At 62.4% G+C, this 23,583-nt stretch carries 17 protein-coding genes; 10 read left to right on the top strand and 7 right to left on the bottom strand.

Translation table 11 applies throughout. From position 1 onward, the window contains the following. Positions 1-9: 9 nt before the first annotated feature. Positions 10-1,059, top strand: coding sequence for a lysylphosphatidylglycerol synthase domain-containing protein (locus P3T20_RS15475; protein WP_429287448.1), 1,050 nt, complete (start codon positions 10-12; stop codon positions 1,057-1,059). A gap of 4 nt (positions 1,060-1,063) precedes the next feature. Here P3T20_RS15475 and P3T20_RS15470 read toward each other — a convergent pair whose 3' ends face one another. Further along, complete coding sequence (locus P3T20_RS15470; RefSeq protein WP_429287241.1) at positions 1,064-2,026, bottom strand: AEC family transporter; 963 nt, start codon at positions 2,024-2,026, stop codon at positions 1,064-1,066. A 105-nt stretch (positions 2,027-2,131) separates the two neighbouring features. Here P3T20_RS15470 and P3T20_RS15465 point away from each other — a divergent pair, with 105 nt between their 5' ends. After that, positions 2,132-2,998 (top strand): LysR family transcriptional regulator, encoded by an 867-nt coding sequence (locus P3T20_RS15465; RefSeq protein ID WP_429287240.1) that lies wholly within the window; start codon positions 2,132-2,134, stop codon positions 2,996-2,998. Here P3T20_RS15465 and P3T20_RS15460 read toward each other — a convergent pair. Then, positions 2,995-3,660 carry a VC0807 family protein gene (locus P3T20_RS15460; protein ID WP_074267161.1) on the bottom strand — a complete coding sequence of 222 codons (666 nt, stop codon included), beginning with the start codon at positions 3,658-3,660 and terminating at the stop codon, positions 2,995-2,997. The genes P3T20_RS15465 and P3T20_RS15460 overlap by 4 nt on opposite strands. A gap of 134 nt (positions 3,661-3,794) precedes the next feature. On the opposite strand from P3T20_RS15460, the gene P3T20_RS15455 reads away from it, so the two are divergent. Further along, positions 3,795-4,331: a GNAT family N-acetyltransferase gene (locus P3T20_RS15455; RefSeq protein WP_429287447.1), complete on the top strand. Its 537-nt coding sequence runs from the start codon at positions 3,795-3,797 to the stop codon at positions 4,329-4,331. Between the two features lie 38 nt (positions 4,332-4,369). On the opposite strand, the gene P3T20_RS15450 is transcribed toward P3T20_RS15455, so the two are convergent. Next, positions 4,370-5,110, bottom strand: coding sequence for a GNAT family N-acetyltransferase (locus P3T20_RS15450; RefSeq protein WP_429287239.1), 741 nt, complete (start codon positions 5,108-5,110; stop codon positions 4,370-4,372). A 111-nt stretch (positions 5,111-5,221) separates the two neighbouring features. Between P3T20_RS15450 and P3T20_RS15445 the strand changes: the two genes are divergently transcribed. Both P3T20_RS15445 and P3T20_RS15440 read left to right on the top strand, forming a co-directional pair. After that, on the top strand, positions 5,222-6,748 hold the full coding sequence (locus tag P3T20_RS15445; RefSeq protein ID WP_429287238.1) for a PLP-dependent aminotransferase family protein: 1,527 nt from the start codon (positions 5,222-5,224) through the stop codon (positions 6,746-6,748). A gap of 244 nt (positions 6,749-6,992) precedes the next feature. After that, positions 6,993-7,313, top strand: a complete 321-nt coding sequence (locus P3T20_RS15440) for a hypothetical protein (RefSeq protein WP_174567561.1) — start codon at positions 6,993-6,995, stop codon at positions 7,311-7,313. Positions 7,314-7,407: 94 nt separating this feature from the next. On the opposite strand, the gene P3T20_RS15435 is transcribed toward P3T20_RS15440, so the two are convergent. Next, positions 7,408-8,151: an ArsR/SmtB family transcription factor gene (locus P3T20_RS15435; RefSeq protein ID WP_074267164.1), complete on the bottom strand. Its 744-nt coding sequence runs from the start codon at positions 8,149-8,151 to the stop codon at positions 7,408-7,410. A 242-nt stretch (positions 8,152-8,393) separates the two neighbouring features. Here P3T20_RS15435 and P3T20_RS15430 point away from each other — a divergent pair, with 242 nt between their 5' ends. Together P3T20_RS15430 and thrS are read left to right on the top strand one after the other, a co-directional pair. Beyond that, positions 8,394-8,996, top strand: a complete 603-nt coding sequence (locus P3T20_RS15430) for a flavin reductase family protein (protein WP_429287237.1) — start codon at positions 8,394-8,396, stop codon at positions 8,994-8,996. 221 nt (positions 8,997-9,217) lie between these two features. Next, a complete protein-coding gene (gene thrS / locus P3T20_RS15425; protein ID WP_429287236.1) occupies positions 9,218-10,447 on the top strand; it encodes a threonine--tRNA ligase in 1,230 nt (409 codons plus the stop codon). A gap of 44 nt (positions 10,448-10,491) precedes the next feature. On the opposite strand, the gene P3T20_RS15420 is transcribed toward thrS, so the two are convergent. After that, the gene (locus tag P3T20_RS15420) at positions 10,492-11,931 is read right to left on the bottom strand and encodes a DHA2 family efflux MFS transporter permease subunit (RefSeq protein WP_429287235.1); all 1,440 of its coding nucleotides are present in this window, start codon (positions 11,929-11,931) and stop codon (positions 10,492-10,494) included. Positions 11,932-11,994: 63 nt separating this feature from the next. After that, positions 11,995-12,663: a glutathione S-transferase family protein gene (locus P3T20_RS15415; RefSeq protein WP_429287234.1), complete on the bottom strand. Its 669-nt coding sequence runs from the start codon at positions 12,661-12,663 to the stop codon at positions 11,995-11,997. A 488-nt stretch (positions 12,664-13,151) separates the two neighbouring features. Here P3T20_RS15415 and P3T20_RS15410 point away from each other — a divergent pair, with 488 nt between their 5' ends. From P3T20_RS15410 to pbpC, 3 genes are all read left to right on the top strand, one after another. Next, positions 13,152-13,529, top strand: coding sequence for a lysozyme inhibitor LprI family protein (locus P3T20_RS15410; RefSeq protein ID WP_074267169.1), 378 nt, complete (start codon positions 13,152-13,154; stop codon positions 13,527-13,529). A gap of 139 nt (positions 13,530-13,668) precedes the next feature. After that, on the top strand, positions 13,669-19,797 hold the full coding sequence (locus tag P3T20_RS15405) for an alpha-2-macroglobulin (protein WP_429287233.1): 6,129 nt from the start codon (positions 13,669-13,671) through the stop codon (positions 19,795-19,797). 86 nt (positions 19,798-19,883) lie between these two features. Beyond that, on the top strand, positions 19,884-22,286 hold the full coding sequence (pbpC, locus tag P3T20_RS15400; RefSeq protein ID WP_429287232.1) for a penicillin-binding protein 1C: 2,403 nt from the start codon (positions 19,884-19,886) through the stop codon (positions 22,284-22,286). Between the two features lie 27 nt (positions 22,287-22,313). Here the strand turns inward: pbpC and P3T20_RS15395 are convergent, their stop codons facing one another. Then, entirely contained in the window at positions 22,314-23,537 is a 1,224-nt protein-coding gene (locus P3T20_RS15395; RefSeq protein WP_429287231.1) for a dienelactone hydrolase family protein, read from the bottom strand. Positions 23,538-23,583: the final 46 nt, after the last annotated feature.

Genomic DNA, 23,583 nt, shown 5'->3' with positions numbered 1-23,583 from the left:
GGCTACGTGATGAAGCATCTTGGCCGTATTGCCGCGCTGGCGGGGCTGATTGCGTCGCTGTGGTTAGTTCTGCATGACAACCCGGGTGCGGTGCTTGGGCTGATGCGTGCCGCAGGCGCCGGGTTGGTGCTGGCGGGACTGGCCCACGTCCTGCCGATGCTTGCCAACGCACGTGACTGGCAAAGCCTCATCCGCGGCGCAAACCGCCCGAGCGTTGCGGGCATGTTGCAGCTGGTCTGGATCCGCGAATCGGTCAACAGCATGTTGCCGGTGGCGCGCATCGGCGGCGAGGTGGTGTCGTTCCGCATGATGCGGCGGCGTGGCCTGCGCGGCTCGACCGCGGCGGCGAGTCTCGTCGTCGACATGCAACTCACGCTGATCAGCCAGTTGATGTTCACGATGGTGGGCATCGGCTTTCTGTTCGCGCATGCGGCATCCGGCACGCTGCGTCTTGCTGCCGATCTGGCATGGGGCATTGTCGCGCTCACACCGCTACTGGTGCTGTTTTCGCTGGTGCAGCATGCAAGCCCGTTCGAACGCATCACCCGTGTGCTCAACCGCGCAACCAGCGGCAAGCTGGCCGCGCTCGTCGGTCAGTCGGCGCAGATCGATCAGTCGATCAAACTGATCTGGCGCCGCCGTGGCGTAGTGCTGCGTTACCTCTTCTTCTGGCAACCGTTGCAGTGTGTATTGACCGCGCTGGAGATCTGGCTCGCGTTGCATTTTCTTGGCGCGCAGGTGAGCTTTGTCGAGGCGATAGTGATCGAATCGCTGATCCAGGCGGTTAGCAGTGCGGCCTTTTTTGTGCCCGGAGGCCTGGGGGTGCAGGAAGGCGGTTTCATCCTGATCGGCGGCGCACTCGGTCTCGACCCTTCAACCTGCCTCGCACTCGCGGGCGCGCGGCGGATTCGCGATCTGCTGATTTTCCTGCCGGGTTTGTTTGCCTGGCAGATTGCCGAGTCTTCCGGCGAGGCGCACGGCCGACTGGTCAGCGCGCTATCTTCGACTACGAGGACGACAGTTGCAGCCAGCCAGGGCCACGAAGTCAAGAAGTCCTGATGGATCAGCCGCGCGGCATATACAGCAACAGCAGGGACAGCGTCACGAGTGAGCCTAGCGTCGACAGAAGTATTGTCCGTGACGTGATGTGCGCCTCACGCCGATAAAACTCCGCGAGCATGAACGGCCCGGTGCCTGTGGGCAGCGCGGCCAGCACGACCGACATCTCCACCAGCATGGGCGATAGCGCGAACACGCGCGCGGCCAGCCACCACGTCAAAGCCGGTTGCAGCAGCAATTTGGCGCCCGTCAGTGCCCAGGACGCGACGTGGTTCGACGTCGAGGGTGCGGAGGACCTGTCTGCAGGCGTCCGTTTTTCAGCAAGGAACAATCCGAGGCTGACCAGCGCGCAGGGGCTTGCCGCACCGCCCAGCAGCTTCAGGAATGTCTCCGCGCTTTGCGGCAACGTCACGTGAACGCTGGCGACCAGCACGCCGACGATCGGCGACACGATCAGCGGATTGCGCGCCAAGGACCGCACTACCTTGAACGCCAGCCGATGTGGCGCGCGTTCGGTCTGCAGTCCCACTTCAATCAGGACGATCGCGATCGCAAACAACACGCAGGCGACGAGGATCGTGGCGATCGTGGTCGGCGTCTGGCTGGCTTGTCCGAATGCGATCAGGCACAGCGGAAAGCCAATGTAGCCGGTGTTCGGATACGAGCCTGCAATGGCGTCGACGCTGGCATCGGCGAGCGGCCGGCCACTCAGCAGACGGACCACGAGAATCAGCACGAATACGACGGAACAGGAGAGCGCGAAGGTGGCGACAAACGCCGGCTGATAAAGCTGATGCCAGGTAGCGTGCGCCATGATGTCGAACAGCAGCGCAGGCAAGGCGAGCCAGACGACAAAACGGTTCAGCTCCGACGCCGCCGTGGGGCCCAGCAGGCCCCGCTTGCGGCACACGAACCCCGCGAAAATCAGGCCAAATACGGGAAGCAGGATCTCAAGGGTCGATAACATCGGTGTGGCAGGCTGGCGGCTGGAAAAGACAATGCGCCAGAGTAGTGGTTCGGGTTGATACAATCAAATACCGTTTCAGGCGTTCAACAATACCTTTTTTGCATCGTGATCGACGTCAAACCGCTGCGCTATTTCGTGACGCTTGCCGAGACCCGCCATTTTGGCCGGGCTGCGGCACGGCTCAATCTGTCGCAACCGCCGTTGAGCCGCCAACTGGCGGCGCTCGAGGCGAGTTTGGGCGTTACGTTGATCGAGCGCAGTCCGCGCAGCGTCACGCTGACGGCGGCGGGCGAGCGCTTCTATGTGGATGCCAAGGCCATTCTCAGCGCGATTGAACAGGCCGCGCGCAATGCGCAGGCCGCCGCGCATGGCGATGCCGGCACGCTGGCGATTGGCTTCACGATGTGCGCGGCGTATAGCGTGGTGCCGGGATACGCGCGGACCTTCGGTGCCGCGTATCCGGAGGTGACGCTGAATCTGCGCGAGGTGGTGTCGAACGATTTGGCGGCACAGGTGCTGGCCGGCCAGATCGACGCGGCGATCATGTTTCCGAGCGTGCCGAACAGGGGGCTCGAGGCGCGCACGATTGTCCGTGAACCGCTCTGTGTGGCACTGTCGCGCGCGCATCCGCGTGCCCGGGCGCGGCAGTTGAAAATTGGGCAACTGGCGGGCGAGCCGTTCGTGTTGGCCTCGGAGGAGGTGGCGCCTACGTTGCGGGCCACCATTCTCGAGCATTGCCGCTCAGGTGGTTTCGAGCCCGACATCCGTTTCGAAGTGCAATTGCAGCAGACCGTGCTCAGTCTTGTCGACGAAGGCGTCGGCGTTGCGCTGGTGCCTGCGTCGATGCGTAAAGCGCAGCTTGCGGGTGTGGTGTTCCGGCCGCTGGCGGATGCGCCGATGATTGAGCAGGTGCTGGTGTGGTCGCCGGCGAACCGGAATCCGTGTCTGGTGCGGTTTTTGGAGCTGGCTTAGCGAGGGACGTTAGTGCTGTGCGACGCATTGTGCGGCCCACTGACCAAACGTTCGGCATCCTGCTTGATACGTCGTCGATACCAGAACGTCCACAACATAAGGACGCCATAAAAACTGTAGCGCACGAGATTCGACACCAGCGCCGCATGAGGACTACTCTCGGCGTCCCAAACAATCGACGTGCGTATCACGTTCTCCGCTACAAGACCGATACCCCACACCAGCGTCATGACGCGGACTCTCGAGGCCAGTGTGGGACTCTCCCGCCAGTCCCGTTCGAATTCGCTCGCGTTTTGCATACTCTCGCGAGCCATGGTGGATCGCGCCAGGTAGAACACGATCGGACGCGGCAGCAACAGCGAAACAAGAAAGGCGACGCCGATCATGCCCGACACCATCGGCTCTTCAATCGTCAGCTCTTGCGGAACGCCAGTCACAGTGACCGTCGCCAGCGACAGCAGGATGCCGATCAGAACGATGCTGCTCAAGGCGTCGAAATGACGGTGACGTACCAGGTCCCAGGCCATCCACGCAATGAGCGGCAAGGCCGAAGCGAGCAGGGCACCCGCTTGCCCCCAATGCGGATGGGCGAGGCGGTAAGCGAGCCACGGCAGCGCGAAGTTGATGAAAACGGCGGACAGGTATCTGAGTCGAAGCTTCATGCGCTGTGCTCCGAGTGGGCGCTTATGCTTCTTGCGGGCGTGCGTTCATGCAGGTCAGAGCGGATCGCGCGGACCATTTTATGCCCAAAATCTGCCATCATCCCATCCACCCCTCAACCTTCTTCCTCCTCCCTATGACCGAGTTAAGCACGCTCCTCGAAACCGATCGCCTGATCATGCGTCCCCACGTCCGCGCGGATTTCGACGATAGCTTCGCGATGTGGTCCGATTCCGAGGTGACGCGCTTTATCGGCGGCCAGCCGTCCACCCGCGAGGAGACCTGGTCGCGTCTGCTGCGCTATGTCGGACATTGGACGATGCTGGGATTCGGGTACTGGGCGGTGCGCGATAAAGTGAGTGGCACGTTTATCGGAGAAATCGGTTTTGCCAATTTCGAGCGGCAGACCGAGCCGTCGCTCGGCGGCATGCCCGAAGTCGGCTGGGCGCTGACGCCCGCCGCACAGGGGCGTGGCTATGCGACCGAAGGCGTGCGCGCGGCCCTGAAGTGGGCCGATGCAAAATGGCCCGCCGCCGACACCGCCTGCATTATCGCGCCGGAGAACGCGCCCTCCTTGCGTGTGGCGCAGAAGTGCGGCTACGTGGAGTGGACCCGCGGAACCTACAAGGGCAAACCGCAGATCCATCTACGTCGCGGCGCAGGGGCCGCCTGAGACGCGTGCGTCAGGGCTCGAGCCTCGACGCACCGAACTCAGGCGCCCGCCTCGCCCGCTACCGCTCGCCGCCGTGCAATCAGATCCGCAAGCTTTTCGCGCTGATTACCCTCGGCGTCGAAATTGCTCTGCTCGAGCCATTGCGCGAAACCCTCGCGTACCGCCGGATATTCACTGTCGATGACAGAAAACCACGCGGTATCGCGATTGCGTCCACGTGTGACGATCGCCTGGCGGAAGATTCCTTCGAACTTGAAGCCGTACCGTAGCGCCGCTGCCCGCGATGGTGCGTTGAGCGAATCGCACTTCCATTCGAAACGCCGGTAGCCAAGGTCCTCGAACACGTAGGTCATCAACAGCGCCATCGCGTCGCTGGCGATACGGGTTCTCTTCAGACGCGGCGAGTAGGTGACGTGGCCGACTTCGATCACGCCATTGGGCGCGTCGATGCGCATCAAGGCTAATGTGCCGATGGCCTTGCCGGTTGCGAGATCGATCACTGCATGGTGCATCGGATCGGCCAGCGCCGCGGCCTTCGTCAGGTGTTCGCGATACGCTTCGAGGCTCTGGAACGGCCCCACGGCCAGATAGGTCCAGTCGCGACCGTCCGTGGCGGTGCTATAGGCTCCGTAGAGGTCTTCGACATGCCGCTCCACATCCACCCGCTCGATCCGGCAATAGCGTCCGACGATCGGCTCGCGCCCGGGTAGCTGAGCGCCCTTCCAGTCTGGTAAGGCAAAGCCGATTGGCTGCTTGTATTCGTTGAGGCGTGGTTCCACTTTTTTCTCCTGGCTTGCTTGCATTCAGGAGAGACAATACGGCAAACGTGGTATGTTAAAAAGATCCACGAAAGCAGTATTTGATAGGTCCACAGGGTAGTTCGATACACGATGATCGAAATCATAGGGCCGTTGACGCATGACGCCGTCACGCCGGCCGGCAAGCCTGTGCCGCTGCAGAAGCAGTTGATCGGGCGTCTGCAGCAGGCGATTCTGGCGGGTCGGCTGCCGGCCGGCGCCTTGTTGCCGTCGTCGAGGCTGCTCGCGGCAGAACTCGGCGTCTCGCGCAACACGGTGGTGATCGCGTACGACCATCTGGTCGCCGAAGGCTACGTGCTGGCCGATCGCAAGGGCACGCGCGTGAATCCGCTATCCAGCCCCGCATCGCGCGTCGACGCGCGCCCGGATATGGCTACCGCCGAGGTTGCCTACGCGGCGCGGCTCGAGCCGTTCGCCGCGCTCCGGCCGCATCCGGGCGGGATGGCTGTTTTGATGCCGGGCACCCCGGCGCTCGATCGCTTTCCGCTCGGCGCGTGGCGCCGTTCGCTCGAGCGCGCCATGGAGCGTGCGTTGCCGCATTTGCTTGGCTACGGCGACCCCGCCGGCGAGCCGGCTTTGCGCGACGCCATTGCCGCGCATCTGCGCGTGGCGCGTGGCGTCAGTTGCGACGGCTCTCAGGTGGTTATCACCGAGGGCGCGCAGGAAGCGTTGAACCTGTGTGTGAGGCTGCTCACCAATCCCGGCGATATCGCATGGGTCGAAGATCCCGGCTATCGCGGCGCCAAAGCGGCCTTCAACCTGGGCGATCTGAAAACCGTGCCGATCCGTGTCGATCAGGAAGGCATGGACGTGCCGGCAGATGCGTGGCGCGTCAGCCCACCCAGACTGATTTATACGTCGCCCGCGCATCAGTATCCGACGGGCGCCGTGCTCTCGGTGGCGCGGCGGCTCGAACTGATCGCGCAGGCGCGGCGTGCGGGCGCCTGGCTGATCGAAGATGACTACGACGGCGAGTTCCGGCACACCGGCGAACCGATCGCCAGCATGCAGGGGCTCGTGCCCGACGCGCCGGTGCTGTATGTCGGATCGTTCAGCAAGACGATGTTTCCGGCGCTGCGGATCGGCTTTGTCGTGCTACCGCGCAGCATGGTGGCGCAGACGCGCACACCGTTGCAGGAAATGCTGCGCGGCGGTCATCGGCTTGAGCAGTGGGCGCTGGCGAACTTTATCGAAAGCGGCGAATTTGGCCGCCATCTGGGGCGGATGCGGCGGCTTTACCGTGAGCGGCAACAGGCGTTGCGCGAGGCGCTGGCTGCGCACTTCGAACCCGCGCAGGTTCTGGGCGGCAATTGCGGCATGCATCTGACGCTCAGACTGCCGCCGCACATATCGGATCGCGCGGTCGTCGATCTTGCGCAGCAGCAACAGATCAGCGCGCGTGCGCTTTCCGGGTTCACGTTACAGCCGCAAGACGAAGACAACGGGCTTGTGATCGGCTATGGGAATACGTCGGCGGAGCAGATTGAGACGGCGGTCCGTTCGCTGGCGCGATGTGCAAGCGAGGTGGCGGGCACGGTGCGTCCGAGACGGCGTGTTGCAGGTGCGAAGACCTGGAGACCTAAAGACCTGAACGCGTGAACGCGCAAGCATGTCCATGACCTCACGTCGTGTAAGTTTTACTTTTGTTGAAACGCTCGGCGCGTTGTCTTTACGCGATCTCAGAACGCCTGAAGCTCGCCTGCACGCTGTCCCGGCTTTGCGATGTCCATGCCACCGCTTATCCCACCGGACTCACACCTCACTGGCCGTATTCGGCATTGCCTCGGGCATGAAGAATGCCTTATGTTCTCTCGTGACGAACCTTCGTTCATTCAGAGAGGACATGATGGATATTCGACCGACCGCGTGGTTTCCGCTGGACCGTTATACGCCCGTCCGTGACGGCTGGTACGAGGTTCAGCTAGTGAGCGGCGATACGGCGTTTGCGAAGTTCGGCGAGAACGAGTGGAGCGAAAAGCCGCTGCTCGTATTCACGCATTGGAGAGGGCTTTCCTCCGATCCGGCCCGCTCTGGCGAAAGCGAGTCGTTCAGCGCCGAGGCAACCGCGGCCGAAGGCGTTCGCGCGGCTTGGAATGCGTTCTTTCCGGGGCTTGGTGGGGAGCAGCACAAACCGCTGGAACCTGAGCACGGCGAGAAGAGCTAATTCACGTGCGACCGTGATGCGCCATCCACGGATTGCGATGGCGCATCTCGACAGCAAACCGGTGACGCACCGCGTCACTCAACTTTCATCGTGTCTACGCTTCGGGCACGACCTCCACACGTCTGTCGTCGACGGCGAGTTCCCCCAGCCTTCCTTCGATACCCAATTCGTCTTTTAGCCACGCCCAGCCTTGCGGCGTCACCTGTACCGCACGCGTTGCCTTGACCCGCCGCAACCAGCCCTTCGCGCACAGCAGCTTCATCCATTGCACGCCGAGCGGCCCAGCCAGATGATGCTGCCGCTCCGACCAGTCCAGGCACTGGCGCGCGAGACCTCGGCGCGTGGGTTGCAAATCAGGCACGTTCAACCCCATCCGGGCGAACCAGTCCATTCCAGCGGGGCTGACCTCGAACTGCTTGTCGGTTGCCGCTACGATCACACCGCGCCGTTCCAACGCCTGAGTGACCGCAACGCCGAGTTGTCCGGCCAGATGATCGTAACAGCAGCGTGCAAAGCGCAACTTCCTGGCGTCCGCGCTGAGCGGCTTGATACGAGGGCGGCTCGGCGGCGTGATCGACGCGAGGTTTTCCAGCAGCAATGCCACGTGCGAGCCGCCTAGCCGGTAATAGCGGTGCCGGCCCTGCGCTTCCACTTCGACGAGTCCCCCGGCCAGCAGCTTCGCCAGATGCGTGCTGGCGGTCTGCGCGGTCACGCCGGCCGCATAGGCGAGCTCGCCGGCGGGCAGTGCCCGTCCGTCGACCAGCGCCATCAGCATGCTGGCGCGGGCCGGATCGGCGATCAGGAAGGCGGTGGATGCGATATTCGGCTGGGCACACATGGTCGATCTCCTGTCGATCGGCGCCGGCGCTTTAGCGCGCGACGCCGATCCCATGCAACGTAGTGGCTGCGATGTTTCCATCATAGGGGCTCGCGGAGGCCGCATGCTTCGATGCGTATCGAAACGTTGTGGCGCCGCTGGGCAATGGTGACCCAAGTCTTGGCTAGAATGCCATCTGGCTCGGATTCGATACGCAGGCACGCCGCACGAACCGATGAAGTGTTCGCACGATGAAGGCAGATATGAAAGGCACGAGAGAAGCAGTTGAACTATCGCGGGCGACCCAGTTACTGAATCACGGTCCAGTCACCGTGATCACCAGCGCGCACGCCGGACGTACGAACGTCATGGCGGCGTCGTGGGCCATGCCGCTCGATTTCAATCCGCCGAAAATCGTAGTGGTGGTCGACAGCCGCACCCTCACGCGGCAACTGATCGAAGCGAGCGGCGTGTTCGGCCTGCAACTGCCGAGCCGCGGATTCGCCCGGCAAACGCTTGCGGTCGGCTCGACGCCCGGCAACGATCTCGACAAGTTCGCTGCATTCGGTCTGGAGACGTTTCCGGGTGAGCGCATCGACGTGCCGATGCTAGCCGGCTGCATCACGTGGATGGAATGCAAGGTGATTCCCGACGACAGCCAGCGCCACGATCTGATTATCGGCGAAGTGGTGGCGGCATACGCCGATAGCCGTGTCTATTCGAAGAACCGCTGGCATTTCGGTGACGATCCGGATCTGCGCACCTGTCACTACGTGGCAGGCGGGACTTTTTTCGCCACCGGCGAGGCGTTTGAAGTGGAGCCTGCGATAAGCGGGGCGGCAAGCAATTCCGAAAGTGTCGATTGACGTTTCACCGACAGATCGTTTATTGTCGACTCATGGACCTCTTTTCGTTCTCCTTCGCGCCTGTCACCACCACGACGACCACCCTCATGGGCGGGTCGTCTGGAGGTTGCGCGCGCTAGAGCAACAAGCTGCTGCAAACCCCCAAGGGCCCCGCCGGAGACGGACGGGGCCCTTGGCGTTTACGGCCTTCCGTCGATGGCTCACATCAAACGGAGCGTACTGTGAACGACCTCAATCATCGTGTATTGGGTAACAGGCTGGACCTTTTCCACCAACAGGAGGAAGGCCCCGGCATGGTCTTCTGGCATCCGCGTGGCTGGGAGTTATACCGTGTGCTGGAGGACTACATTCGCCAGCGAATGCGGCGCGCGGGTTTCCGCGAAATCCGCACGCCACAGCTGCTCGCCCGCGCGTTGTGGGAACGCAGCGGGCATTGGGAAAAATTCGGCGCGAACATGTATTCGTTCTCCGAAGGACACGAAACGGGCGGTGAAGAAAGCGCCTCCGAAGCGCGCGCGCTCTGTCTCAAACCGATGAGCTGTCCTTGTCACGTGCAGGTGTTCAATCAGCGCGTGCGTTCGTACCGCGAGTTGCCGGTACGTTATAGCGAGTTTGGCGCTTGTCATCGCGATGAACCCTCCGGCTCGCTGGAAGGGCTCAAGCGTACGCGCGCATTCGTGCAGGACGATGCCCACGTGTTCTGCATGGAAGCGCAAATCGAAGCTGAAGTCGGACGCTTTTGCGATCTGCTGCGCCACGTCTATGCTGATCTCGGATTCCCGGCATTTTTAGTGGCGCTGGCGACGCGTCCCGATGTGCGTGCGGGCTCGGATGAGGTATGGGATCGTGCCGAAGCAGCGCTCGCGCAAGCCGCCTTCGCGGCCGGACTCCAGTTCGAGGTGCGCGAGGGAGAGGGGGCGTTCTATGGCCCCAAACTGGAATTCCATCTGATCGATAGCCGCGAGCGTAGCTGGCAATGCGGCACGGTTCAACTCGACTTCGTCCTGCCGGAGCGGCTCGATGCGCTCTATGTCAACGAGCGCAACGAACGCGAGCGGCCAGTGATGATCCATCACGCGGTGCTCGGCAGCATGGAGCGTTTCATTGGCCTGCTGCTCGAGCATCACGAAGGCTGGCTGCCTATGTGGCTGGCACCGGACCAGGTTGCGGTAGCGACGATCAACGATGCAAGCGCCGCGTACGCCACGCGGGTCGTGCAGGCGCTTGAGGAGGCCGGCGTGAGAGTGGTCCTCGACGACCGGCCGGAACGGCTCGAAAAGAAGATCTACGACGCGCGCGAAATGCAGGTGCCGATCTTCGTCGCAGTCGGGCCGCGCGACGAACGCGACCAGACGATCAGCATCCGCGAACGGGATGGGCAACAGGTGGTGCTTGCAATTGCCGAAGGTGTTGAGCGTTTGCGACACGCAGGCACGCCGCCCGCGAAATAGCAGGGCTCACTGCGGATATCTAGCCGGGTGCGGCCGGGTTTTCATCACTCGGCCGCCGCCTCCGCATGAGCGTTGTTCTGTTGCCCGTTGGCGCGTAGCAACGAAGCGCCAAACAGCGCCGCCACTGCTGCAAAAACCGCTCCGGTCAGAAAGGCGAGGTGGTAGCCGCTGTTCAGTGCGGCCACCGTTCCTTGAGATGCCTGCAGCGCATCCGTGCGCGCCGCGGCAACGCTCGCGAGCACCGCGAGACCCACGGCACCGCCCATCATGAACGCGGTATTGACAATGCCCGACGCGAGACCGGATTCGCTCGGCTCCACGTCGCTCATCGCTGCCAGCAAAACCGGGTTGAACGCGATACCTGCGCCGAGCCCAAGCAGTGTCATGCCGGGCAACACGTCGAGGATAAAGCTGCCGTCAACCGGGGCCCGTGCGAAGCACGCAAGTCCAGCGGCAGCCAGCAGCAAGCCGACGCCGAGCGGCAAGCGTAAGCCGAAACGCATCACGAGCCGCGCGGACAAGCCAAGCGAAAACAGCGCCATGATAAGGTTGGCAGGCAGGAAAGCGAGCCCGACCTGCATGGGCCGGTAACCCAGCACGCGCTGCAGATAAAGCGCCGAGATAAAGAACCACGCGAACATCGCCGCCGCCCACAGCACGCCGACGACATTCGCCACGGCGACGTTGCGCAGCTTGAACAGACCAAGCGGCATCAGCGGATGTTGCACGCGCGCTTCGATGCGCAGGAACAGGAGCAGCAGCGCCAGCGCGGCGACCAGCATGCCGATGGTCTGCAGCGACAGCCATCCCGCTTCGTTGCCATTGACGATCGCGTACACAGCGAGCATCAGCGAAACGGTAATCGTCGCCGCGCCTGCAACGTCGAGTCGTTCGCCGTGCGCGCTGCCGCGGCCATTGGGCAACAGCGCGATACACATGGCGTAAACGGCGATGCCGATCGGCAGATTGACCAGGAAGATCCAATGCCAGCTCAAGAGGTTGGTCAGAAGACCGCCTGCCAGCACGCCGATGCTGCCGCCACCGGCACACACGAAGCCATAAACCCCCATCGCCTTGGCGCGCTCGCCCGGTTCGGTGAACAGATTCATGATCAACGACAGCGAAACAGCCGACACGACCGCACCGCCGAAGCCCTGCACCGCGCGCGCACAAACCAGCAGCACCTGCGAATTCGCCATGCCGCAGGCGAGCGACGCCACGGTGAAGAGAGTGATGCCGCCCAGAAACAGCTTGCGATGGCCGTACAGGTCGCCCAGCCTGCCGCCGAGCAGCAGGAAGCCGCCGAACGTCAGCATATAGGCGTTGACGACCCAAACCAGCGAGGTCTCGGAGAAGCCGAGATCCGCGGCGATCGACGGCAGCGCGACGTTCACGATCGTCGAGTCGAGCACGATCATCAGCACGCCGAGGCACAGGACCATCAGGGCCAGCCAGCGTTTGCGCGCGTCGATGTTATGGGTCATGCGGTGTGTCTCCGTAGTCGGGTTGCAGCGTCCGTCGGCGAGCGTTCGCGCCGGCGGGGGCGCTCAACTCAGCAGGTCATATTTGCCGCCACGTTCCAGCGCACGCTGATACGCCGGCCGCGCGTGGATGCGGTCCAGAAAACCGCGAATCGCGGCAATGTTGTCAACTCCGCCGCGCGCGGCGCCGGCTTCGAGCGGGAAGCTCATCTGCACGTCTGCGGCGCTGAACTCGTTGCCGACGAACCAGCCGGTCGGCGTGAGTGCGTCGTTGATATAGCCAAGGTGCAGCTTGATCTGCGGATCGACGAAGCTCGATTGCAGCGTCGAGGCGATCTTGCGGGCAATCGGCTTGGCGAAGAACGGCATCGGTGCGCTGCCGATCCGCGTTGCCACCAGCTTGAGCAGCAGAGGCGGCATCACCGATCCTTCCGCGTAGTGCAGCCAGTATGTATAGCGCAAACGCTCAGGCGTGCCAACTGCCGGCGCGAAGCGGCCCTGGCCGTAACGGTCCACCAGATACTCGATGATAGCGCCCGATTCGGCGATCGTGAGGCCTTCATCGGTGATAACCGGCGACTTGCCGAGCGGGTGGACCGCGCGCAATTCGGGCGGCGCCAGCATGGTCTTGGGGTCGCGCTCGTAGCGTTTGATCTCGTACGGCACGCCGAGCTCTTCAAGCAGCCACAGAACTCGTTGCGAGCGGGAGTTGTTCAGATGATGGACTGTCAGCATAGGGGATCCGGGCCTGTGGAGTGCCACATGATAGCTCTGTTGGATGGGGCGCTTTTAGAACCCACGGTCGGCTTCCAGGCGGTTCGTGTCCGGGGAGAAGCAAAAGCGCAGGCTTCATGCATCGAATTCACGGCGCCGGATATCAGGCGATGGGTTTGACTCATCTGCACGTGAGCTTTGCCCTACCCGCGCTTTATTGTGGTTTTTTGGTTTAACGATTGCGGTCGTCACAATCAATATTGAAAGTGGCTCTATCCCAGGTGCAGCGCTTTAGTGAATAATCTGCCCGGGAGATTTGCGTTAGAAACTGGCAACTGGATATTGAAACCTGCGCACCCGCTGCAATACGCGGAGGTGATTGGTGTGTCCATGGAAGCCATTAATGCAGCTGGAATAGATTTATGGGACGCGACGAAGAAGCGCCGGTTTTCGGCTGTACCCGTTAATGATAAAAAAACCTTCGTTTTAATCTAAAGGATGCATTGAGCATGAAAAAAATCGTTTTGCCGTTACTGCTGGCTGCATTTTCGATGACGGCTCACGCAGCCGGTTGCGCCAAGCCCCGCAATGCATTTGACCAGGTGTATTGCTCGAGCACGCAGTTCTCCCAGTCCGACCGCGACCTGAACCAGGAATACGACCGCGTGAAGCTGGCCTTGCACCCGGCGGAACAGGCGACGCTCAAGCACGGACAACTCGCATGGCTCAGCCAGCGCGATGCCCGATGCAGCCTTGAAAAGGACGAGGGCTACTTCGTCAATCTCGAGTGCGCAACGGACATGACGCAGCAGCGCATTGCCTTCCTGCGCGAGCGTGAACGCGAATGCAGCAGCACGGGATGCGTCGACGCGAAGCTGGGCGAATAACCGGCTGAAGTTGCTTCTACCGCATCCACGTCAGGCACCGGCAGCACGAGCACGAATCGAGCAGCAATAAAACTAGCGCTAACAAAAGCAAGAGGAAACGGGGATAAGAAGCCGCAAGCTTATCCTTGATGAGGGAAGCATGGATATTCTGCGATTTCTGTTCGTTCTGCCGCTGCGTCTGGTGCGCGGCCTGTTCCGCCTCATCGCGAAGATTACGCGGCCGGTCTTCGGCAGTGTCTCGTGGTCGGCTCCCGCATGGGCGCCGGCCACGGGCGCCGCGATCCGGCGCCGCCCCCGGCACTTCGCTGGCGGCTTGCTCGGCGCCATCGTGCTGGTGGTCGCGGCAGTGGCCGGCTGGCATTGGTATTCGCATCGTCCGAAAGCCCCTGAACCGGAACGGATTAGCTTCCAGGCCAAGGTGCCCGCTGTCACGGATTATGTGCAGGCGGATGGCACGCCCAAGATTACGATTCATCCGCTGGAAGTGGACTTCTCGCGCTCGGCTGCGCCGATCGAACTGGTCGGCAAGACAGTCACCAAAGGCATCACCATGACGCCGGCGCTGAAGGGCGAGTGGAGCTGGGCGGACGATCGCACGCTGCGCTTCGTGCCCGCGGCGGACTGGCCGGTCGGTGCGCATATCGAACTGGCGTTCGATATCAAGCAGGCGTTCGCCCCGCACGTGCTGATGGCCGATGACCATCTGGCCTTCGACATCGCACCGTTCATCGCCAAGGCGGGTGCCGCCGAGTTCTATCAGGATCCGCAAAACGCGGCGGCGAAAAAGACCATCATGCCGGTGAGCTTCAACTACCCGGTCGACACGGCGCAATTCGAAAAGCGCATCTCGCTGGCGCTCGCCGGTAGCGACGGCAAGTTCAACACGCCGCTCAAATTCACCGTGATCTACGACACGGCCAAACTGAACGCGTGGGTCCACTCGCAGCCGCTCGACCTGCCGCGCGACGACGGCGCGGTGCAACTCACGCTCGATAGCGGCGTGCGCAGCTCGCGCGGCGGTGCGGGCACCAAAGACCCTTTGAAGTCGGTGGTGCGGGTGCCGGGTCTTTATAGTCTCGCCGTCAACAGTGTGACTCCGACGCTGGTCGACAACGACCGCTACGAACCGGAGCAGGTGCTCGTTACCGAACTCAGCGGCGCCGTGCGCGGCAGCGATATGAGCGGCGTGATCAAGGCCTGGGTGCTGCCCAAACGCAAGCCGGACGTGGACCAGAAGGGCGACGATCCGCCGTATGAGTGGGACCCCGCGGACGTGAGCGAGAGTGTATTGCGTCAGTCGCAGCCGCTCAAACTCGAACTGGTGCCGACGGAAAACGAATTCGCGGAACTGCAAAGCTTCAAGTTCCACGCCGACCCGGGACAGCGCGTCTATGTGCGGATTGCTTCCGGGCTGAAGTCGTTCGGCGGTTACATGCTCGGCAAGCCTTCGGTTCAGGCCTTCACGGTGCCCGACTATCCGAAGCTGTTGCACTTCATGGCGGATGGCTCGCTGTTGTCGTTGAGCGGCAGCAAGCGGATCTCCGTGGTGTCGCGCAATCTGCCCGGCATGAAGGTGGAGATCGGTCGCGTATTGCCGGACCAGTTGCAGCATCTGGTGAGCTTCAATCAAGGTACCTATACCAAGCCGGAGCTCGGCTACAACTTCAGCGAGGATCATATCGTCGATCGCTTCGAGGAGAAGCGGGCGTTTCCGAAGGCGGGTCCGGGTCAGGCGCATTACGAAGGAGTGGACCTCGGTCAATATCTGAAGGACGGCAAGCGCGGCGTGTTCCTGCTGCATCTGTCAGCCTACGATCCGGTCGCCGAGAAGAAGGCGGCTGAAAAAGCTGCCAAGGAAAAGAGTCAAGATTCCAGCGGCGACGCCAGTTCGAGTGACGACTCCGGCAATGACAACGGCGACGTCAACAGCGACTCGAGCGACGACAGCAGCAACGGCGACGACCAGTCGCCGACCGATACGCGCATGATCGTGGTCACGGATCTGGGCATGCTCGTCAAGCGCGCGCTCGACGGCAGCCAGGATGTGTTCGTGCAGTCGATCCACACCGGGCAACCGGTGGCTGGTGCGACGGTGTCGGTGCTGGCGCTCAACGGTCAGACGCTGTACACCCAGGACACCACCGCCGATGGCATGGTGCACTTCCCGACCTTCAAGGGACTGGACCACGAGAAGCGGCCGACGTTATACGTCGTGAAGAAGGACGATGACCTGTCGTTCCTGCCGGTGGGCGGGCAGGACCGCCAGCTCGACTTCTCGCGCTTCGACGTGGGCGGCGAGCGCAATCCGACCAGCGAAGGTCAACTGTCTGCCTATCTGTTCTCGGACCGCGGCATTTACCGGCCGGGCGATCTGTTCCATATCGGCCTGATCGTGCGCGCGGCGAGCTGGGCGCGTAGCCCGGCCGGCGTGCCGTTGCAGGCCGAGATCGTCGATCCGCGCGGCATTACGGTTCAGCGCATGCCGATTAGCGTTGACAACTCCGGCTTTAGCGAGCTGGCGTATACGCCTTCCGAAACGGCGCCGACCGGCGCGTGGACGGTGAACCTGTATATCGTCAAGGATGGCAAGGCTACGGATCAGCCGATCGGCTCGGCCACGGTGCAAGTGAAGGAGTTTCTGCCGGACCGCATGAAGGTCGAAGCCAAGCTCTCGTCGCAGGTGGCCGAAGGGTGGGTCAAGCCGGATCAGTTGAAGGGTATCGTCGACGCGCAGAATCTGTTCGGCACGCCGGCGGCTGACCGGCGCGTCGAGGCTTCATTGACGCTGCGTCCGGTATGGCCGGAGTTCCGCAGCTGGCAGGACTATCATTTCTTCGACGTCCGACGCGCCCAGGAGGGTTACACCACCAATCTGCAGGACGGCAAGACCGACGACAAGGGGCACGCCGAGTTCGATCTCGACCTCAAGAAATACGCAGATGCGACTTATCAGCTGTATTTCCTGACCAAGGCGTATGAAGCGGACGGCGGCCGCAGTGTGGCCGCGAACGTGCAGACGCTGGTCTCCAGCGACGACTGGCTGGTCGGCTACAAGTCGGTCGACGATCTCTCCTACGTGAAGCGCAGCAGTCCGCGTACGGTGCATCTGGTCGCGATCAATCCGCAGGCCAAATCGATCGATCTTAAGGATCTGAAGGCGCAACTGGTCGAGCGGCGCTATGTATCGGTGCTGACCAAGCAGGATTCGGGTGTCTACAAGTACGACTCGCGTCTAAAGGAAGTGCCGATCAGCGAAAATCCGCTGACGATTCCGGCCGCGGGTCTCGACTACACGCTGCCGACCGACAAGCCGGGCAACTACGCGCTGATTATCCGGAGTGCTGATCGAACGGAAGTGAATCGCGTCGAATATTCGGTGGCGGGCGACGCCAACGTGTCGCGTTCGCTGGACCGCAACGCAGAGTTGCAGATCAACCTGAGCAAGCACGACTACGCCCAGGGCGAGCCGGTGGAGATCGCGATTCGCGCGCCGTATGCGGGTAGCGGTTTGATTACGATCGAACGCGACAAGGTCTACGCGCATGCGTGGTTCCATGCCGACACCACCAGCTCGGTGCAACATATCACCGTGCCGCCGGGCTTCGAGGGCAACGGCTATATCAATGTGCAGTACATCCGCGATCCGTCGTCGGACGAGATTTTCATGAGCCCGCTGAGCTATGGTGTCGTGCCGTTCTCGGTGAACATGGACGCGCGCCGTAACGCGCTCACGCTCGATGCGCCGCCGCTGGTCAAGCCAGGACAGACGGCGACGTTCAAGCTGCACGCGGCGCATCCGACGAAGGTCGTGGTGTTCGCGGTGGACGAAGGCATCCTGCAGGTCGCCCGCTATAAGCTCGGGGATCCGCTCAAGTTCTTCTTCCGCAAGCGCATGCTCGAAGTGGGCACCTCGCAGATTCTCGATCTGATCTTGCCGGACTTCGAGAAGCTGATGGCGATGGCGGCGCCCGGCGGCGATGCAGACGATGCGATCGGCAGTCAGCTCAACCCGTTCAAGCGCAAACGCGACAAGCCGGTGGTGTACTGGTCGGGGATCGTCGATGTGGATGGCGAGAAGGATGTCAGCTATACCGTGCCCGATTACTTCAACGGCAAGCTGCGGGTGATGGCGGTGTCGGTATCGCCGGATCTGGTGGGCACTGTTGAAGCGGCCACCACGGTGCGCGGCGACTTCGTGCTGTCGCCGAACGTGCCCAATATGCTGGCGCCGGGAGACGAAGCCGAGGTCAGCGTGGGTGTGGCCAACAATCTCACGGGCCTCGGCGACAAGCCGGTACCTGTGACGGTGACGCTGAAGACCGGCCCGCAGCTGAAGGTGCTCGGCAATGCTTCGCAGAACCTGAGCCTGGCGCAGATGCATGAGGGTGTGGCGCTGTTCCGCGTCAAGGCGACCGATACGCTGGGCTCGGGCAACCTCACTTTTATGGCGAGCTACGCAGGCAAGTCGGCGGCGCAGAGCCTCGATCTGTCTGTGCGGCCGGCTGCTGCGTATCGATCGCAGGTCGATATCGCCCGCGTCGGCGCTAACAGCAACACGGATCTGCCAGGCTTGCGCAAGATGTACGACGCGTATGCATCGCGCGATGCGAGCATCTCTACGGTGCCGGTGGTGTTGTCGGAAGGTTTGACGTCGTGGCTCGTCAACGTGCAGAACTATTGCAGCGAGCAGATCGTCAGTGCGGCGATGCCGCGGTTGATTGCGTCGAAGTGGCCGTCGGTACCAGCACTGACACACGCGCTGCAACCCGCTAACGGCGACCCGCAAGTCACCAACGACCAGGCGCTGGCGCAAGCGCTCGACGTGCTGCGTACGCGTCAAAACAGTCAAGGCGGGTTTGGACTGTGGTCAGCGACACCAGATGCTGAGCCGTTTATATCGGCGTACGCGATGCAATTCCTCCTGGAGGCGCGCGATCGGGGTGTCGCAGTGCCGGGCGACGTGCTCGACGCAGGCAACCAGTATCTGCATCAACTCGCGAGCGACGATAGTCTGGATACGCTCGACTTGCTGCGCCAGCGTGCCTATGCGGTCTACTTGCTGACCCGCCAGGGGAATGTGACGACCAACGATCTGGCAGCGGTGCAGAAACGTTTGCAGGAAGCGTTCCCGAACGACTGGAAGAACGATCTTGCTGCTGCGTGGCTGGCTGCGTCCTACGAACTGCTCAAGCAGGACAAGGAGGCGAACACGCTGATCGCAGGTCCGCAGCGCGAACTGGAACGCAAGCAGGATCCCGCGAAGTTCGAGTATGGTTACTACACCGATCCGCTGACGCGCGATGCGAGCGTGCTGTATCTGTTGTCGAAGTACTTCCCTGACCGGGCGAAGGGGCTCTCGCCGCAGGTGATGGAGAACATCGCTGGGCCGCTGGCGCGCAATCAGTTCAACACGTTGTCGTCGTCCATGACGGTACTCGCGCTCGATGCGTACGGCAGTTTGAACGCAACCGGTGTCGACAAGCTGGCGATCGACGAGGTGCACGCCGACGGCAGCGTCAAGGCGATCTCGACGCTGCAGGGCAACCTGTTGCAATCGGGTAGCTGGAGTGCGGCGGCCACGAAGCTGCGTTTCGTCAACGGCAGCAGCTTGCCGGCGTGGCGCGTCAGCAGTCAGACGGGCTACGACCGCGGCGTGCCGGACAAGGCGATCAAGAACGGCCTCGAGATCGTGCGCGACTACACCGATACCAACGGCAAACCGCTCGACAAGATCACGCTAGGTGAGGAGATCGAGGTTCACGTGAAGATTCGCGCGACCGGCGACGAGGGCGTGGGTAACGTGGCGATTGTCGATCTGCTGCCGGGCGGTTTTGAGCCGGTCATCGAGCCTCCGTCTGCTGCGGATAGCCAGACAGACGACAGTAACGCGCAGAGTGGCCAGGGCGATCAGTCCAGCCAGGGGAATCAAGGCGACCAGGCCAACCAGGGCGATAACAACAGCAGCGATAGCGACAACAACAACGGCGACAGTAACAGTGACAGCAGCGACGCGAAGGCTGCGCCGTACCGCTCGCCGATCGGTCTGTCGAGCTCGACCTGGCAGCCCGAGTACGCGGATATCCGCGAAGACCGCGTCGTGATCTACGGAACCGCGACGCCGGACGTCAAGGAGTTCGTATATCGCATCAAGGCCAGCAATGCCGGCACCTTCATCGTGCCGCCGGCTTTCGGCGAGTCGATGTACGATCGCCGGATCCAGGCCCGTTCGCCAGGAGGCGCTACGCTAACGGTGGTACGCACACCGTAATCCCGCGGCCACACGTCTGAAGCGAAAGCCCATGACGTGTGGCCCGGCAAGCGACGCTGTTCCAGCTTTCTGCGAATCTCATCATCGTGTCTTTACTTCGTTCCTTGCTGCATGCGTGTGGCCGCTGGCTGCACCGCTGGCAGAACTGGCTGGTCGGCGCGCTGCTCGTCGTGGGCGTGCTGGCGGGTTGCCGTCTCTGGCCGCATCCTTCGCTGCAGGGATGGAAACCGTCCTCCACTGCCTTCTACGACGATCACGGCCGCCTGTTGCGTTTGACGCTGGCGAGCGACGATCGTTATCGCCTGTGGGTGCCGCTCAAGGATATGTCGCCGCAACTGGTTGACGCAGTGCTGTTGCACGAAGACCGCTGGTATCGCTGGCATCCCGGTTTCAATCCGTACGGCCTCGCGCGCGGCGCGTGGGTGACCTACGTGCGGCACGGCAACCCGCAGGGTGGTTCGACCATCACCATGCAACTGGCGCGCTCGCTATGGCAACTGAATACGCGCACGCCATGGGGCAAGCTGAAGCAGGTGGGGCGCGCGATCCAGCTCGAGCTGTTCTATTCGAAGCAGCAGATTCTCGAGGCGTATCTGAACGATGCGCCGTATGGCCGGAACGTCGAGGGGGCCGGTGCGGCCAGCATCGCGTATTTCAACAAGTCGGTGGGCGCGTTGAGCTTGCCGGAAGCATTGACGCTGGCGGTGATCCCGCAGGATCCGGCGCGCCGTTTGCCGCGCGTGCCGACGCGAGGGCCGGCGGGTGCCGATGGCGTGATCAATCCGCAGCTCACGACTTCACGCAACCGCCTGTACGCGCGTTGGCTGGCGGGCCATCCGCAGGATGCTTCGCTCAAACCGCTGTTTGCGTTGCCATTGAATATCCGGCCGTTGTCGCGCCTGCCGTTCGAGGCGCCGCATGCAGTGGAGCAACTGCTGGCGGCGCGACAGATCGACGGCGAAGATCACGAATCGCGTCTGCGGACGACGATCGACCTGGATCTGCAGCACATCCTCGAGCGGCAGATTACCCGCTACGTTGCACGTAACAACGGGATCGGGATTCGCAACGCGTCCGCCATGCTGGTGGATACGCGCGACATGGGCATCAAGGCGATGGTTGGTTCGGCTGATTATTTCAACCGCTCGATACAAGGTCAGGTGAACGGAACGTTGGCGCGGCGCTCGCCGGGGTCGACGCTTAAACCGTTTATCTATGCACTCGGTTTCGACCAGGGCGTGCTGCATCCGCAGACCGTGCTGCGCGACGTGCCGACCTCGTTCGGCCCGTACACGCCGGAGAATTTCGACGGCCATTTCCTCGGGCCGATTACCGCAACCGATGCACTGAACCGCAGCCGCAATATTCCGGCGGTTTGGGTGGCGTCGCAATTGCATCAGCCTGATCTGTATCAGTTCCTGCAGCAGGCCGGCATCGGACATCTGGCGAGCGAGCAGCACTACGGGCTCGCGCTGGTACTCGGCGGTGGCGAGGTGACCATGCAGGATCTGGCCGGCCTCTATGCGATGCTCGCCAATCGCGGCGAACTGAAACCGCTGCGCCTGCTCGCCAGCGATCCTCAGGTACCGGGTACGCGCATGCTGAGCGACGAGGCGAGCTTCATGGTCATGGATATGCTGCGTCAGCATCTCCGGCCGGATGAAACCACCGGGGCGCAGCCATCGCATCTGCCGGTGTACTGGAAGACTGGCACGTCATGGGCGTTTCGCGATGCGTGGACCGCAGGCGTATTTGGTCCTTATGTGCTGATCGTGTGGGTGGGCAATTTCGACAGCACGAGCAATCAGGCATTCGTTGGCGTGGATGCAGCTGCGCCGCTGTTTTTCCAGATCGTCGATGGGCTTGAAGCCGAACGTCCGCAGCTTGCCGAGCCATTCCGGCCCAGGCCGGGTAACGTCAAACGCGTGCAGATCTGCCTTGCCAGCGGCGAGCTGCCGAATCAATGGTGTCCAGAGAAGGGTTGGACGTGGTTTATTCCAGGCAAGTCGCCGATCCGCGTGAGCAATGTGCATCGTCCGGTGGTGATCGATGATGCGAGCGGTCTGCCGGCGTGCCCGCCTTATACGGGCAAGCGCACGCACGAAGAAGTGTATGAATTCTGGCCGTCCGATCTGCAGCAGGTTTTTGCGCAAGCAGGTATCCCGCGCCGCAAGCCACCGCAAAATCCGGAGTGCCGTAATGCGGGCACGCCGGATGGCGATCCGCCGCAGATCACTTCACCCGTGCGTGGCAGTGTCTATGCGATGCGTCTGAAACAGCTTGGCCAGGAGCGTATCGCCTTCAATGCCACCACGGATGCCGATGCGCATGCGCTGTACTGGTTCGTCAACGACGCGTATGTGGGCCGTAGCGATCCGGGCACGGCGCTTTACTGGCAACCGCGCACGGCGGGTAGTTACAGCGTGCGGGCGATCGACGATCATGGGCGGATCGATCAGCGCACGCTTGAGGTCGGGTTGGTGGATTGAGCGCGCTGCTTTTGCGCGCTAGGCCCCTTACGCCTTTGCCTTCGCGCCCATGAGCTGATTCGACGGCAACGTCTCATCAAGCAGCTTGCGCGCGCTCTCGATACCCGCCACCGGCAGCCCTGCCGGATCGATCAGCCCCACCTGCACGAGTACCGACGCCTGATCCCAGTAGATATGCTCGTTGTACAGCTTGTCGCCGCGGAAGCACACCACAGCCAGCATCGGCACTTCGAAATACTTGCCGGTGGGCGCGACACCCGGCAGCAGCCAGTCGATCTCGCATGTATGCGTGCAGCTGAAAACGAATTCGTCGACGATGCGGTCCGCGCCGATCGTCCGTGATATCGGAATCAGCTTCGTATCCTCAGGGTTCGAATGAACGAAGTGATGCGTGTAAAAGCGCTTGAGGTTGTCGTGGCCTACGCCGCCCGTCATCGTCGGAACGTGATTGACGTACGGTTGTGCAACCATGGTCGGCATGACCGCGTCCACGTCGCGCGTGGCGAACTCGTAGTAGCAGTGCTGTTCCCACAGCGTATTCAGGTCGTACACCGGCCCCAGCACCTTGCGCAGAAGCGTGAGGGTGCGCGAGTACGCCATCATCGTGGCGGGCTTGTCGTAGCTCTTGCGTGAGGGATTGGCGAAGGCGTGATCGCATCCCGCGTAGACGTATTGCTCGATCTGTGGCCGGGTCTTCAGCGCGCTGCCGATGCGCTCGCGAACCTCGGGCGGGCAGTGCGCATCCTGTTCAGGGAAGTGAAACACCATCGGACATCGGATGGCGGGCACTTCGTCCAGATAGGCTTCGAGCCCGGCGCCGTAATAACTGACTGCGCAGTCCACGTCGGTACGGGCTGCGCTTAGCATGGCGAGCTTGCCGCCCAGACAGTAGCCGATTGTGCCGACCTTGCCTGCCTGCTCCGGCAGCGCGCGTAACGCGCCGATGGTTGCTTCGATGTCGCCTATCGCGCGGTCAATGTCGAAGCGTTGCAGGTAACCGAGCGCGGTTTGCATATCGGCATCGCCGTAGCCGAGCACGACGCCTGGCTGGATCCGCCAGAACAGGTCGGGCACCAGCACCACGTAGCCCTCTTCGGCAAAGCGGTCGGCCATCGACTTCATAAAGTCGTTGATGCCGAAGATTTCCTGCAGCAGCACGAGTCCTGGCCCCGAGCCTTGCGCGGGGCGTGCTACGTAAGCGTTGAAACGGCCGCCATCGTGGGCGGTGACTTCGATGAATGACGCGGACATGCCTGTCTCCTGTTGACCAGAGTTCGCGCTTCAGCGCGCTACATCG

It is taken from the genome of Paraburkholderia sp. GAS206C (genome assembly GCF_050435645.1).
In the GTDB taxonomy this organism is placed as follows: Bacteria; Pseudomonadota; Gammaproteobacteria; order Burkholderiales; family Burkholderiaceae; genus Paraburkholderia; species Paraburkholderia phenazinium_B.
This window is presented reverse-complemented; position numbering and strand designations above follow the sequence as displayed.

Excerpts from the sequence above, each read along its gene's own strand:
- P3T20_RS15475 (WP_429287448.1), top strand. The coding sequence starts at position 10 with ATGAAGCATCTTGGCCGTATTGCCGCGCTGGCGGGGCTGATTGCGTCG.
- P3T20_RS15470 (WP_429287241.1), bottom strand. The coding sequence starts at position 2,026 with ATGTTATCGACCCTTGAGATCCTGCTTCCCGTATTTGGCCTGATTTTC.
- P3T20_RS15460 (WP_074267161.1), bottom strand. The coding sequence starts at position 3,660 with ATGAAGCTTCGACTCAGATACCTGTCCGCCGTTTTCATCAACTTCGCG.
- P3T20_RS15455 (WP_429287447.1), top strand. The coding sequence starts at position 3,795 with ATGACCGAGTTAAGCACGCTCCTCGAAACCGATCGCCTGATCATGCGT.
- P3T20_RS15445 (WP_429287238.1), top strand. The coding sequence starts at position 5,222 with ATGATCGAAATCATAGGGCCGTTGACGCATGACGCCGTCACGCCGGCC.
- P3T20_RS15440 (WP_174567561.1), top strand. The coding sequence starts at position 6,993 with ATGATGGATATTCGACCGACCGCGTGGTTTCCGCTGGACCGTTATACG.
- P3T20_RS15435 (WP_074267164.1), bottom strand. The coding sequence starts at position 8,151 with ATGTGTGCCCAGCCGAATATCGCATCCACCGCCTTCCTGATCGCCGAT.
- P3T20_RS15430 (WP_429287237.1), top strand. The coding sequence starts at position 8,394 with ATGAAAGGCACGAGAGAAGCAGTTGAACTATCGCGGGCGACCCAGTTA.
- P3T20_RS15420 (WP_429287235.1), bottom strand. The coding sequence starts at position 11,931 with ATGACCCATAACATCGACGCGCGCAAACGCTGGCTGGCCCTGATGGTC.
- P3T20_RS15415 (WP_429287234.1), bottom strand. The coding sequence starts at position 12,663 with ATGCTGACAGTCCATCATCTGAACAACTCCCGCTCGCAACGAGTTCTG.
- P3T20_RS15410 (WP_074267169.1), top strand. The coding sequence starts at position 13,152 with ATGAAAAAAATCGTTTTGCCGTTACTGCTGGCTGCATTTTCGATGACG.
- P3T20_RS15405 (WP_429287233.1), top strand. The coding sequence starts at position 13,669 with ATGGATATTCTGCGATTTCTGTTCGTTCTGCCGCTGCGTCTGGTGCGC.
- P3T20_RS15395 (WP_429287231.1), bottom strand. The coding sequence starts at position 23,537 with ATGTCCGCGTCATTCATCGAAGTCACCGCCCACGATGGCGGCCGTTTC.